Below are 13749 nucleotides of genomic sequence, written 5' to 3'. Positions count from 1 at the left end.
GCCGGTACGGACCCGTACGTCGACCACATCGTGCGCCAGCAATCCGTTCGCGGGTACTCGTGATGGTGATCAGATCCCCGGACCCGGCATTCGCCGGGCCCGATCCGTCGCGGCGCACCTCCACCTCGAGATCCGCGGCGGCGACCCTGCGACGCAGGCTGCGCGGCCCACCCCGGCTGTGTGCGCTCGTGTCGACGGCGCCGGCCTCGGTCATATCGCCCCCCTGTGATGAATCCGAATCTGGAACGCAGCGTGAAAAGCGTGACTACCGAACTCTTTTCGAACAGTAGCCAGGCACCACGACCGGTGTCACGTTCGATCACACAGCCGCACCCCGTAGCGAAAGACGCACCCGGTTCAGCGGAAATCGCGAGATTTCGAGGGCATCCGCAACTCCAGTCGTTGCAGGTGCTCGGCCACCACACTCACCACGCCCTCGGCGTTCTGCACCCGGCCGCGGATCAGCAGGGCGGTCGCTCCCTGGGCGATCCGGCGGTACCGCCGCCACAACCCCACCGAGCACACGACGTTCACCATGCCCGTTTCGTCCTCCAGGTTGACGAAGGTGACCCCGGACGCGGTGGCCGGTCGCTGCCGATGCGTCACCGCACCGCCGATCAGCACCTTCGATCCGTCCGGTACCGCGAGCAGCCGATCCGCGGGGACGGCGCCGAGTTCGTCCAGACGCGAGCGCAGGAATTCGGTGGGATAGCTGCCGGGTGACACTCCGGTCGCCCACACATCCGCGGCCGCCATTTCCACATCGCTCATACCGGGCAGCACCGGCGCATCGGTGATCGCACCGGTCCCCGGCAATCGGTCGGCTCGCTCTCCCGCGGCCGCACCGGCCGCCCACAGCGCCTCCCGCCGCTCCAGCCCCCGTCCGGAATCGGATCCGATACTCCCCAGCGCGCCTGCGGTGGCCAGCGCCTCGGCCTGCGGCACGGTCAATTCCACCCGACCGGTCAGATCCAGAAACGACCGGTACGGACCGGAAGCCCGTGCCGCGACGATCTTTTCGGCCAGCTCGTCACCGATGTGCCGGACCGACGACAGACCCAAGCGGACCTGGGTGCCGCGCTCTTCCAAGGTGGCCCCGGCGAGGCTGTGATTGACATCGGGCCCGTGCACCACGACCCCGTGCCGCCGAGCATCGGCCACCAGCGATTGCGGCGAGTAGAAACCCATCGGCTGTGCATTCAGCAGACCCGCGCAGAAGGCGGCCGGGTGGTGCAGTTTGAACCAGGCCGAATAGAACACCAGGGCGGCGAAACTCTGCGAATGGCTTTCCGGGAAGCCGAAATTCGCGAAGGCATAGATCTTCTCGTAGATGCGGTCGGCCAGCTCACCGGTGATGCCGTGCAAATCGCGCATGCCCTGGTAGAAACGTTCCCGTAGTCGTTCCATGCGCTGGGTCGAGCGTTTGGAACCCATCGCCCGGCGCAGCTGGTCCGCCTCCGCCGCCGTGAATCCCGCGATATCGACCGCCATCTGCATGAGTTGCTCCTGGAACAGCGGAATGCCGAGCGTCCGGGCCAGCGAATTCTTCAACGCCGGATGATCGAGGGTCACCTCTTCACGGCCGTTGCGGCGGCGAATATAGGGGTGCACCGAACCACCCTGAATGGGACCGGGCCGGATCAGCGCGACCTCCACGACCAGATCGTAGAAACCGCGCGGACGCAGCCGCGGCAGGGTCGCCATCTGCGCCCGGGACTCCACCTGGAAGACCCCCACCGAATCCGCCCGCGCCAGCATCTCGTACACGCCGGGTTCGGTGAGATCCAGGGCGTGCAATTCGATTTTCTCCCCCTTGTGCTCGTGCACCAGGTCGATCATGTAGTGCAGCGCCGACAGCATGCCCAGCCCGAGCAGATCGAATTTCACCAAACCCGCTGCGGCACAATCGTCCTTGTCCCATTGCAACACGCTGCGGCCGGCCATCCGCGCCCATTCCACCGGACAGACGTCGGCGATCGGCCGATCGCAGATCACCATTCCTCCGGAATGAATACCCAGATGCCGGGGCAGCCCTTCGATCTCACCGGCCAACTCGAGCACGCGCGGCGGGATATCGGTATGTGTCTCCGCGGCCACTCCGGTCCACCGGCTCACCTGTTTGCCGAACGCATCCTGCTGGCCCGGCGAAAAACCCAGTGCGCGAGCAGCATCGCGCACCGCCGACTTACCGCGATAGGTGATCACATTCGCGACCTGGGCGGCGTACTCGCGGCCGTATCTGGAGTAGACGTGCTGAATCGCCTCCTCCCGGCGATCGGATTCGATATCGAGATCGATATCGGGCGGCCCGTCCCGTTCGGGCGCGAGGAAGCGTTCGAACAGCAGATCGTTGGCGACCGGATCCACATTGGTGATGCCGATCGCGTAACAGACCGCCGAATTGGCCGCCGATCCCCGGCCCTGGCACAGGATGTCGTTGCGCCGGCAGAAATCGACGATATCGTGCACGATCAGGAAGTAGCCGGGGAACTTCAACTCGGTGATGATGCGCAGTTCGTGTTCGATCTGCCGATATGCCTTGGGATTTCGTTCCGGTGGTCCGTAGCGCTCGAGCGCGCCGTCGAGGGTGAGTTTGCGAAGCCAGGAATTCTCGTCGTGCCCGGCGGGCACGTCGCACGGCGGTAGTTCCGGCGCGATCAACCGCAGATCGAAGGCGCATTCGCGGGCGAGTTCGGCGGCGCCGGTCACCGCCTGCGGGCAATCGGGGAAGAACCGCAGCATCTCCGCGCCCGAACGCAGGTGCGCACCTCCGGCGGGCGGCAGCCAGCCGTCGATCTCGTCCAGACTGCGCCGAGCCCGGATCGCCGCCAGCGCCATGGCCCGCCGCCGCTGCGCGGGTGCGGCGAAGTGCGCCGCGGTGGTAGCGATCACCGGTAGTTTCAGCCGCTCGGCGAGGGTGATCAGCCGCGCGTTGCGCTCCTCGTCCTCGGGGCCGCCGTGGTGGGTGAGTTCGACGCTCACCCGATCGGATCCGAAGCGATCCATCAGATCACGCAAGGCCGCCAGCGCCTCGGCGTCGCCGCGCTCGAGCGCCCGGCGCACATGGCCTTTGCGGCAGCCGGTGAGAATCTGCCAGTGCCCGTCCGCGGCGGCGGCGAGCCGATCCAGGTCGTAGCGCAGAATGCCCTTCTCACCGGCCACCATATGGGCGGCCGACATTTCCCGAGACAGCCGCCGATAGCCTTCCTGCCCCCGCGCGAGCACCAGCAGATGCGGTCCGGCCGGGTCGGGTTCCCCGGTGCGCGGGGCGGAGTCGGCCGGCGGCGCGGACCCGAATATCGTTGCCGCGTCGCCGGTTTCACCGAGCGACAATTCGGCGCCGAATACCGTCGGCAACCCCCATTCGGCAGCGGCCTCGGCGAAGCGCACCACCCCGTAGAAGCCGTTGTGATCGGTCAGCGCCAGTGCCTCCAGGCCGAGCCGCACCGCCTCCTCCACCAACTCCTCGGGCTGGCAGGCTCCGTCGAGGAAGCTGTAGGCCGAATGGGCATGCAATTCCGCATACGGAACCACCGGCCCGCCCTGCGGCGGTCGCGAACCCGCTCGGTAGGTTCCGCGGGTCCGCGACCACGCCGGGCTGTCGCCCCCGTCGCCCGGCGGGCCGGACCCGCGCCCGGGTAGACCGGAGAGCACCCGCTCCATTTCCGCCCAGGTCGGCGGACCGTTTCCCCAGCCCATACCGCACACCTCGCCGAGATCGAACATATATTCGATTTCGATCATATCCGGTGCGCCTACCCGCGCGCAGACCCGACAGCGCCTACCCGGATCAGGCGGCCGCCCCAGCCGGACGCGGTAGCACCGGGCGGCACCGACCCTCCGCACGGACTCGTCGGCGCTGCTCTATCCGACGCCGCGACCGGCGAAGTCGAAGGGGCCGCCGTCGATGCCCCAGGAGATGATCCGCTCGGGGCGAATGCGGATGACCGCGCGTTCCTGCTGCGGGAACGGCGGCTCCGCATCGTCGAGAACCTCGGCCGTGCCGCGCACCTCGATGCCGCGAATCACGTACGGCTCCAAGGAAACCTGCTGATCGACGACGAACGACACCCGGCTGCCCGCCGCGACGTTGCGGTACTTGCGACTGGCCCGCATGCGCATACCCCCGATATCGATCGTGCCGTCGGCGTTCACCCGGTAGTTGGTGGGATTGTTCTGCACCACACCGTCGGGCGACACCGTCGCCAGCCGGCCGATCCCGGCCTCCGCGAGGAACTGCTGTTCATTGCTGGTGAAGGTCATTGCCGGTTACTCCTCGATGAATCGACAGCGGAGATCTCCGGCGGTCGGCCGGAGTCGTGCTTCGGGAAGCTCGGGACCAACCCTTGCCACCTCGAATTCTAGCAACGCTAGGCACAGAAGCGACGGTAGCATGCATATCGCTAGAGTGTCTAGTGTTGCTAGATCCGATGCGATGCGATGGGCTTGCACCCGCACGACTCGGTCACGCGACCGTCAGTCGATCGTGAGGACCAGCTTCCCGACGGTTCGCCCGGTGTCGCCGAGGGCATGCGCCTTCGCGGCCTCGGCGAGCGGGAAGGCACCCGCGATCACCGGGCGCAGCAATCCGGCCGCGACCAGCTCGGCGATCTCCACCATGCCCGCACGGTCGGCCTCGACGAGCATGAAACAGGCTCGCACACCGAGTTTTTCGGCGGTGGCGTCCAGCTGGGCGGTGTCGAACATGCGCAGCGAGACGAGGAGACCCCCGGGCCGCAGGGTGCGCAACGAGCGCAGCGCACTGTCGGGGCCGAGCGGGTCCACCACCACATCGACATCGCGGACCGCGGTGGTGAAATCCGTGGTGCGGTAATCGATCGCCTCGTCGGCACCGAGCTCGCGCACGATGTCGTGGTTCGCGGCACTCGCGGTACCGATCACGAACGCGCCGCGAGCCTTGGCGATCTGCACCGCGAAATGTCCGACGCCGCCCGCGGCGGCGTGGATCAGAACCCGCTGTCCGGCTTGCACATTCGCGGTGTCGACGAGCGCCTGCCACGCGGTCAGCGCGGCCAACGGCACGGCGCCGGCCTGAACCACGTCGAGGTTGTCCGGCTTCCGGGCGAAGGCGCGGGCCGGTCCGGTGACGTACTCGGCGGCGGCACCGTGGCCGTGCGGGTACGGCAGCATGCCGAACACCACATCACCGGGGGTGAACAGGGTGACCCCGGGACCGGTCGCGACCACTTCGCCGGCCACGTCCCAGCCGAGCACGAAGGGCGGCGGCGGCAACATCAGTCCCGGCGTGCTGCGGTGCTTCCAGTCGGTCGGGTTGAGGCCGGTTGCTCGTACCCGCACCAAGATCTCGCTCGCTCCCGGTTGCGGCACCGGGCGCCGGACCTCGTGCAGCACCTCGGGGCCGCCGAGCGTGTCCTGAGCGATCGCTCGCATGGTGGCGGGAATCGTGTCGTTCGTCATGCCCTCAGCGTGCCCGGCAGCGGCCGGCAGGAAAATGGCATAAAAGACAACATTCGATAGAATCGTGCCATGCAGTCGGAGCGGTCACAGCGGCACCGGGTGGTGGTACTCGCACTGGACGGGGTCTATCCGTTCGAAATGGGCATTCCCGCACGGGTGTTCGGTGTCGCCGCCGACTGCTACGAGGTGCTGACCTGTTCCGTGGACGGGCAGCCGGTGCGCAGCAGCGCGGACTTTTCGGTGGTCGTGCAGCACGACGCCACGGCGCTGGAAACCGCCGGGACCGTGGTGATTCCGCCGTGTGAGATTTCCCCCTACCTGGCCGGTGCGGTGCCGCCGGCGGTCGCGCGAGCGCTCGGCCGGATCCGGCCGGGGACCAGGATCGTGTCGCTGTGCACGGCCGCGGCGGTACTGGCCGCGATCGGCATGCTCGACGAGCGGCCCGCGACCACACACTGGAACCTCGTCGACCGGATGCGGCGGGCCTTTCCCCGGGTGCGCCTGGACCCGGACGTGCTGTACGTCGACGACGGCGACATTCTCACCTCGGCCGGAGCCACCGCCGGCATCGATCTGTGCCTGCACCTGGTGCGCGTCGACCACGGCAGCGAGGTCGCCAATATGGTGGCCCGGCGCTGCGTGATGCCGCCGTGGCGCGAGGGCGGTCAAGCGCAGTACATCGAGCAACCGGTGCCCCCGCCCGGTTCCGCGGGTACGGCCGCGGCCCGCCAGTGGGCGCTCGAGCATCTGGATCTGCCGATCACCATGGCGGACCTGGCCGAGCGGGCCCGCATGAGCGGACGCACCTTCGCCCGCCGGTTTCGCGACGAGGTCGGGATGAGTCCGGGCCGCTGGCTCATCCAGCAGCGCGTCTTTCGTGCCCGCGAACTCCTGGAATCGACCGATCTGCCGGTGGACCGCATCGCCCTCGAGGTCGGCTTCGCCACCGGCGCCTCCCTACGCCAGCACCTGCATCAGGCGATCGGGGTGTCGCCGCTGGCCTACCGCCGCACCTTTCACGCGGCGTCGAGGCAGCCGCATTCGGTGCGCTGAAATCTCACTGATCCGAACCCTTTCCGCAGGTACCTGCCGGGCCCTAATGTCACTGCGCGAATCGACGGCGGACGGAAAGGGACCCCATGTCGTTACTGGAGTCCGCGCCGGCGAAGGCGCGCGGCGGCGAGCGCAACTCGGACGGGACCGAAGCGGAACATCTCGGCACCCTCGATACCCGGACCGCGGTCGCGGCGAGCCTGATCGGCACCACCGTGGAGTGGTACGACTTCTTCCTCTATTCGACCGCGGCCGGCATCGTCTTCAACAAACTGTTCTTTCCCGATACCAGTGCGTTCGTCGGCACGATGCTGTCGTTCGCGACCTTCGCGGTCGGATTCGTGATGCGGCCGATCGGCGGCCTGGTATTCGGCCATATCGGTGACCGGATCGGCCGCAAGCGGACGCTGGCGTTGACGATGGCGATCATGGGTGTGTCCACCGCGCTGATGGGTGCGCTTCCCACCAGCGCGGCGATCGGCATCGCCGCGCCGATCCTGTTGCTGTGCTTGCGAATTCTGCAGGGATTCGCCCTCGGCGGGGAATGGGCCGGCGCGGTGTTGCTGGCGGTCGAGCACAGCCCGCGCCGCAAGGTGGGGCGGTTCGGCAGCTATCCGCAGATCGGCCTGGCGCTCGGTCTCGCGCTGGGCACCGGCGTCTTCGCCCTGCTGCGCTCGGTGTTGAGCGAGCACGCCTTCCTCACCTACGGCTGGCGAATCGCCTTCGGCGCGAGCGTGATTCTGGTGCTGATCGGACTGGTGGTGCGGCTCAAGATCGACGAGACGCCGGCTTTCCGAGAGATCGACCGGCTCAATCGGATCTCGAAAGTGCCCGTGGTCGAACTGTTCCGGAACGCGCGCACCCGGCGCAACACGGTGCTCGGATTGCTCTCGCGCTGGGGTGAGGGCGCGGCCTTCAACACCTGGGGCGTCTTCGCCATCAGCTTCGCCACCGGACATCTCGGCTTCGCGCAGGTTCCGGTGCTGCTGGCGGTCACCATCGCCGCCCTGGTGATGGCGACCCTGATTCCGGTATCGGGAATCCTGACCGACCGCTTCGGACCGCGACGGATCTACATCGCCGGCATCGCCGCCTACGGGGTGCTGGTCTATCCCGTGTTCGCCCTGTTCGAAGTGGGCAACATCGTGGTGTTCACGATCGCGATCATCGCGGTGTTCGGTGTGGCGCACGCCCTGTTCTACGGTGCGCAAGGCACGTTGTACGCCGGGCTGTACCCGCCCGAGGTGCGGTATACGGGTCTGTCGTTCGTCTATCAGGTGTCCGGGATCTACGCCTCCGGAATCACCCCGATGATCGTGACCGCCCTGATCGCCGCCGGGGGTAAAACCCCCTGGTTGGCCTGCGGATATCTCGCGGCCACGGCGGTGGTCAGTGTGATCGCGACGCGGTTCATCAGCGAGGACGACCGCCTCACTGCCTGAGCTGCTCAGCCGTGTCCGCCGGAGAGCAGCAGGCGACGGCGGCGGCGCTTGCGGCGTGCGGCCTGTTCGGCCGCGGCCGCCGCCTCCGGTTCGGCGGCGCCGGCCGCGACGGCCCGCGCATACGCCTCGGCCCCTGCCTTCTCGTCCGCCGCGGCCGATCGCCGGCGCAAGGCTTTCCACAGACCCATCGTCATCTCCTCGGCTCTCGACCACTTACTGCGACTGTCGACCTCCGCCCAGCATGCCGGGGGAAGTGTGCGCGCGGCATCGCCCGCGGGGATGAACCGGGGCGGCCCGCTGCTCCCGCAGGCGTACCCCGATCGACGTAGGGCGATGATCCGGCCGTGGATCCGGCCTTGGCAGCGGAACTTACTTTGGAGTAAGTTCGGAGGAAATCGACCTGCAAGGGAGCAGCGATGTCGGATACTCACGTGGCCGGGAACGGCTATCTGGCCCGCCGCCGGGCCCGCCGGGACCTGGCCGGGAAACACGTCGTCATCACCGGCGCATCATCGGGAATCGGGCGGGCCGCGGCCGTCGCGGTCGCCGCCAAAGGGGCGGTGGTACTGCTGCTGGCCCGTCGCGGTGACGAACTGAACACCGTGGTCGAGGAGATCACGGCCGCGGGCGGGCGGGCCTACGCCTATCAGTGCGACGTCACCGATTCCGACTCGGTGGAGCGCGCCGTCGCGACCATCCTCGACGAGCACGACCACGTGGACATGCTGGTCAACAACGCCGGGCGGTCCATCCGCCGAGCGGTACACCGGTCCACCGACCGGCTGCACGATTTCGAACGAACGATGGCGGTCAACTACTTCGGCGCGGTCCGGATGACGCTGGCGCTGCTGCCCCAGATGCGGGAACGCAAATTCGGCCACATCGTCAACATCTCGAGCGCCGGCGTGCAGGTCGCCACGCCGCGGTTCGCCGCCTATCTGGCCAGCAAGGCCGCACTGGACAAGTTCGCCGAGGTCACCGCAGCCGAAATGCTCTCGGACAACATCACTTTCACCACCATCCACATGCCGCTGGTGCGGACGCCGATGATCGCGCCCAGTGGCAACCAGGGCCCGTCGGAATCGCCGGAATGGGCGGCGGCCACGATCGTGCGGGCGCTGTCCGAGCGGCCGCGCCGGATCGACGTGCCGCTGGGCACGCTGGCCGAATACGGGACGCTGTTCGCGCCCGGCATCAAGGATCGCGTCATGCACCGGTACTACCGGGCGCTGCCGGACTCCCCCGCCGCCAAGGGCGAGGTACCGGCCGAGGACGAGCCCGAATCGGAGGTAGCCGCACTCGAGGCGAAACCCCGGCGCCCCAGGTCCGCCGCGGGCCGGGTCACGCGCTCGACCCTGCGCCGCGCCGCCCGGCTGGTCCCCGGCACCTACTGGTGACGACGAAAGATCAAGCGATTTCCCGGATTTCGTCCACGACGACCGCGGCCGCCGCTTTCGGCGCGGCACCGCAACTGGCCTGACGAGGTGGATAGGCGACGGTCCGCGCCGTGACCAGCCAGTGCCGTCCGTCGGCATGGCGCACTCGCGCGGCACCGGCGAAGGTGGCCGTATTCGAGGTCGGCACCGCCTCCTCGACCGAGGTTACCGTGAGGTCGTCCAGCCCGGCCGAAACCCGTTCCCGGACCGCCGCCTCGGCCACCTGTTCCACCGGCGAATGACAGCTGCGGCCGCGAAAGCCTTCCAGCGACAGCGTATTTCGCTGCGCGGCGGCTACCGCGCGGATCGCCGCCGCACCGTCGACGCGACCGTAGGTCAGGCCCATCGGCAGGATCACCATCGCGGGCGCGAACCGGTGTCCACCCGTATGCGAGCACTCCCAGACGTGTTCCGGATACTCCTGCGCCAGCCGGGCGGCGATCGGACGGCCGAGCCGGGCGCAGCACTGATCGCGTTTACCGTGCGCGCACACCAGAGTGAGCGGATCCGTCACGGGCGCACCGATTCCCGGCGCCGGACCGTTCACAACGTGCAGGTCGATATCCAGCAGCTGTTTCAGGTCGGTGATGTGCAGCCGTTCGCACCACGACCCCCGGGGCCGGGACGCCGCCAGCAGCACCGTTCGCACACCGGTGAATTCGCTGCGGCCGGGACGGCGGATCAGGGTGGGCCGGACCCGGGCCGCCTTGGTCCGAGCGGCCAGTTCCGCGGTGAGCTCCGCGCCGAGGACGGCGTCGCCGATCACATCGCGTCCCCAGGCTCCCGGTTGTTCGATGCACAGCCAGGCGCTCACCCAAGTCGCACTCCCCGGTAGCGGGAGGTCGGCCGCGGCGGCCGAACACGGCAGCCCCTCGAATCCGCCCGCCGGGTCGAGCGGTGACGCGGGATGAGAGTCGGCAGCCACGCTCAATGCCCCAGGAACGGCAGCACCACCGACGCGAACTCGCGATATCGGTCGCGATGAATGCTGTGGCCGCAGCTGAACGCCTCGACCCGGCAGTCCGGCACGCTGGTGCGGAAGATCTCCAACTTGTCCGGATCGACCATTCCACCCGGACCGCCGCGCAACATCAGGGTGGTCGCGCTGATCTCCGTCAGCCGCTCCCACCATTCCGGATGCGGTTTGCGGAACTGTTCGAGCGCGGGAGCGGTCATCGACCGGTCGAAGGCCAGCACGGCCCGCGGATGGCGAAGCAGGCTGGTGGTGGCATGCCACAGTTCCGGCACCGACGGCAACCGCCGGGTCAGGGTGAGTTGTTCGTCACCGGAGCGCAGCGGCAGCGGTTGTTCCTCGAGCACCAGCCGCCGGACCAGCTCCGGCCGTTCGATCGCCACCCAGGAACAGGCGTATCCGCCGAGCGAATGACCGACCAGGTCGACCGTGGTCAGCTCCAGCCGATCGCACAGGCGCAGCAGATCGGCGCCGAAATCGTCGAAGCGGTAGGAGGCGGTGTGCTCGCTGCGGCCGTGACCTCGCAGATCGGGAATGATCACCCGCCGGCCCGCGCGCACCAGCGCGGTGGCGAACCGATCCCAGGTATGCCCGTCGCCACCCATACCGTGCACCAGAACCACCGGCACATCCGAGAGCGGATGGGTCACCCGAGCACTGCCGGAATCGCGATAGGCGATCTGCACACCCGCCAGCGGCACCCGGACGACATTGGACTCCACGATCAGCCAGGATACGTGGACGCGAATATCGTCGCCGCAGGTTGTGGGGCGTTGCATACCCGCGCCGCGGGAGCGGGTGACAACCTGGAACGGTCCCGGCCGCCGCACCGGTGGCGCCGAATCGTCCGGCGCCGCTCATTCGTAGAGGCCCTCCACATGCCAGGTGTGTTCGTAGCCGAGCAGCAGGAGGGCGCGTTCCTCGGTGTCGAGCAGGATCTGCGCGCGGGCGGAGCCGCCGGAATCGCCGGTGGCCCACCAGCGTTCGTCCAGCAGCCAGGGACCGGCCCAGCCCGCGACCCGCCAGGATCTACTACCCCAGTGCAATTCGGCCGGGTCGGCGGTGAACATACCGCGGTCGGTGAGCCAGACCGGGCTACCGTCGCCGGCTTCCAACCGGACCTCGGGATGGTTGATCAACACCACCGTGGGGGCCGGCTGCGGCAGGCGGCCCGGCCACGGCTGAGCCGGATCGGTGGCGGGGACCGGTTCCTCGCCGAAGGTGATCAGGGTGACGCGTTCGACCGGGCCGCGGCCGCCGCTGAGTACGCCGATCCGCACCGCCTCCCCACCCAGCAGGCCCTGGACTCGGGTCAACGCGCGGCGGGCCCGCTGATCCTCCTCGCCGACCCCGCCCCAGAGGCCGAGCTGGAGCGCGCCCGCCGCCACCACCTCGACCGGTTCCAGGCGCAACAGGGTGATCGGTGCCGAGGGCGGTGGTTCGGAACCGCTTGTCCGCCCGCGCTTTCCGTGCTGCCGGGCCCGGTGGGTCAGCCAACCGTCCAGCTGCCAGCGCACCCGATCCGCGGTGGTCTCCGGGGTGAGCGGTTGCGCACAGCGCCAGATTCTCGACAACTGCTCCCCCGCAGCGGTTTCGGCGTGCACCGCGAGCCGGGTGCAGGCCACCGAGGCCGCCGCCAGCCGCTCGTGCAGCCGGGTGGCGAGCATACGGCCGGCGAAGGCGGCGGCATCGACCCGCTCGATCGGCGGATCGCAGCGGTACTCCACCACCAGGTCCGGGGCGGGCGGAGCCGCCGAGGGCGGGCGTTCCGGCTCGGCCCGGGCACAGCGATGGGCCCGGATCGCATCGGCGCCGAACCGGGAAGCCACCTCGGCCGGGGTGAGGGCCGCGAAATCACCGATCCGGCGTAAACCCAAGCGGTGCAGCAGATCCACCAGTTCAGCGCGTTCCGGCGGGGCCAGGCTCGGTTCGACCGCCAGCTCGCCCACCGGGAGCGGCGCCAGGAAGTCCGCCGCCCCGCCGGGTTCGACGATCCGCGCGCGACGGGCGGCGATCACCGCGGCCGACAGTTCGTCGGCGATGCCGATCCGGCATTCGACGCCGGTCGCGGCGACCGCGTCGACCAGTTGCTCGGCGGCATCCTCCTCGGAACCGAAATAGCGGGCGGCGCCGCGCGCGCCGAGCACGAGCAGTCCGGGGCGCAAGACCTCCACGCCCGGTACCGTCGCGTCCACGGCCGTCGCCACCGGTTCGAACAGCCGCGCGTCGCGGTCCGGATCCGCCTGCGCCACATGTAGATCCGGGCACCGGGCCTGCGCCTCCCGTCGGGTCAGGCCGCGCCGCACCCCCGCCTCGCGGGCCACCGCCGAACAGGCCACCACCCGATTCGCGTGCAGCACCACCACCGGCCGCAGCGGGGAGAGATCGGCCACGGCCGCCGCCGCGGTGGCGGGCCAATCGGGGCACCACACCGCCAGCACCCGAAAACCGGGGCGCTTCACCGGCGCACCGCTCCGGCTCGCGTCATCGAGGTAGGAGCCGCCGCCCACCGGGGCGGGGCCGCGCGTCCGCGGCCGCGGTCAGGAGGCGACATCGCGGGCCGCCCCCACCGTCGGCGACGAATCCGATTCCGGCACAAACCATTCGACGCGGCCGTCCCGCGGGTGCAGACCGAGGGTGCCGGTACGTTCCGGTGCCGACCGGCCGCGCACGCAGACGTCCAGACGCATCGAACGCAGCCGGCCGCGGCCGCGGCCGAGCCCCGAATACCCGGCGATTCGGCTGTCGATTCGCAGCATCGGCCCGCTCCAGGCGCCACCGGTCACCACGAGGGTGGCGCCTTTGCTGCGGGCGCGCGCGGCCAGAACCCGAGTGCGACTGGGCGGAACGGATATCCCGGCCAGGCCGACCACCACCAAATCCAAACCATCCAGCAACACCGCGGCGACCTCCACCGGATCGGGCCCCGGTTCGGATATCACGGCCAGCCTCCCGAGATCGGCGCCCATCTCCGCGGCGGCGAGCAATCCGAGCCGCGGCAACCCGACCGCCGCGGCGTACCCACCCGCGCCGGTGACCGCGGCCAGCAGTCCGGTCAACAGGGAACTCGCGCCCGAATAGGCCACCACCGCACCCTTGGGCACCCCACCCTCGGGAAGGAGTCCGGCCAGTGCGGACGGCACGGGAAGCAACTCCCGGTGCAGCTCGGCGGCCGTAGGCGGGCGTTCGACGACCTCGACCCCGCGTGCCGGAATCGCGGCCATCCGCCGCCGCAGCTCCGCCAGCTGCGCACTCCGCGCGTCCCCAGCCGAACCCATCCTCGCCGACCACCTATCTCTCCGACACCTGCCTCTGGCGAATGGACTCCACCGCTCGATGCGCCCACACTCACCGCACGCCGATATCCAGCTCGCGGACCGAGGGCCGCCGGACCGTTCCTTCACCG

General features: G+C 69.3%; 11 protein-coding genes. 3 read left to right on the top strand and 8 right to left on the bottom strand.

The genetic code is table 11. The features are described 5' to 3' along the window. Window positions 1-357 precede the first annotated feature (357 nt). From ON37_RS04750 to ON37_RS04740, 3 genes are all read right to left on the bottom strand, one after another. Window positions 358-3699 carry an error-prone DNA polymerase gene (locus ON37_RS04750; protein ID WP_040717129.1) on the bottom strand — a complete coding sequence of 1114 codons (3342 nt, stop codon included), beginning with the start codon at window positions 3697-3699 and terminating at the stop codon, window positions 358-360. Between the two features lie 165 nt (window positions 3700-3864). After that, window positions 3865-4263 (bottom strand): PPOX class F420-dependent oxidoreductase, encoded by a 399-nt coding sequence (locus ON37_RS04745; RefSeq protein WP_040717077.1) that lies wholly within the window; start codon window positions 4261-4263, stop codon window positions 3865-3867. A gap of 213 nt (window positions 4264-4476) precedes the next feature. Further along, window positions 4477-5439 carry an NADP-dependent oxidoreductase gene (locus ON37_RS04740; protein WP_040717074.1) on the bottom strand — a complete coding sequence of 321 codons (963 nt, stop codon included), beginning with the start codon at window positions 5437-5439 and terminating at the stop codon, window positions 4477-4479. Between the two features lie 69 nt (window positions 5440-5508). On the opposite strand from ON37_RS04740, the gene ON37_RS04735 reads away from it, so the two are divergent. Next, window positions 5509-6492: a GlxA family transcriptional regulator gene (locus ON37_RS04735; RefSeq protein WP_085997226.1), complete on the top strand. Its 984-nt coding sequence runs from the start codon at window positions 5509-5511 to the stop codon at window positions 6490-6492. Between the two features lie 86 nt (window positions 6493-6578). After that, window positions 6579-7934, top strand: a complete 1356-nt coding sequence (locus ON37_RS04730) for an MFS transporter (RefSeq protein WP_051031206.1) — start codon at window positions 6579-6581, stop codon at window positions 7932-7934. A 5-nt stretch (window positions 7935-7939) separates the two neighbouring features. On the opposite strand, the gene ON37_RS32280 is transcribed toward ON37_RS04730, so the two are convergent. Continuing rightward, window positions 7940-8122 (bottom strand): hypothetical protein, encoded by a 183-nt coding sequence (locus ON37_RS32280; protein WP_157171352.1) that lies wholly within the window; start codon window positions 8120-8122, stop codon window positions 7940-7942. A 228-nt stretch (window positions 8123-8350) separates the two neighbouring features. On the opposite strand from ON37_RS32280, the gene ON37_RS04720 reads away from it, so the two are divergent. Next, entirely contained in the window at window positions 8351-9331 is a 981-nt protein-coding gene (locus ON37_RS04720; RefSeq protein ID WP_040717068.1) for an SDR family NAD(P)-dependent oxidoreductase, read from the top strand. A gap of 10 nt (window positions 9332-9341) precedes the next feature. Here the strand turns inward: ON37_RS04720 and ON37_RS04715 are convergent, their stop codons facing one another. The 4 genes from ON37_RS04715 to imuA' all read right to left on the bottom strand — a co-directional run bounded on the left by ON37_RS04715 (window position 9342) and on the right by imuA' (window position 13621). Further along, on the bottom strand, window positions 9342-10238 hold the full coding sequence (locus ON37_RS04715; protein WP_040717122.1) for a ferredoxin family protein: 897 nt from the start codon (window positions 10236-10238) through the stop codon (window positions 9342-9344). Window positions 10239-10297: 59 nt separating this feature from the next. After that, on the bottom strand, window positions 10298-11065 hold the full coding sequence (locus ON37_RS04710) for an alpha/beta fold hydrolase (RefSeq protein WP_040717120.1): 768 nt from the start codon (window positions 11063-11065) through the stop codon (window positions 10298-10300). A gap of 135 nt (window positions 11066-11200) precedes the next feature. Beyond that, complete coding sequence (locus ON37_RS04705) at window positions 11201-12805, bottom strand: DNA polymerase Y family protein (protein WP_040717118.1); 1605 nt, start codon at window positions 12803-12805, stop codon at window positions 11201-11203. 78 nt (window positions 12806-12883) lie between these two features. Next, complete coding sequence (gene imuA' / locus ON37_RS04700) at window positions 12884-13621, bottom strand: DnaE2-dependent mutagenesis accessory factor ImuA' (RefSeq protein ID WP_040717065.1); 738 nt, start codon at window positions 13619-13621, stop codon at window positions 12884-12886. Between the last annotated feature and the right edge of the window lie 128 nt (window positions 13622-13749).

Source organism: Nocardia veterana NBRC 100344 (assembly GCF_000308855.1).
In the GTDB taxonomy this organism is placed as follows: domain Bacteria; phylum Actinomycetota; class Actinomycetes; order Mycobacteriales; family Mycobacteriaceae; genus Nocardia; species Nocardia veterana.
Note: the sequence above shows the minus strand (reverse complement) of the source record. Positions and strands in the feature narration are given on the sequence as shown.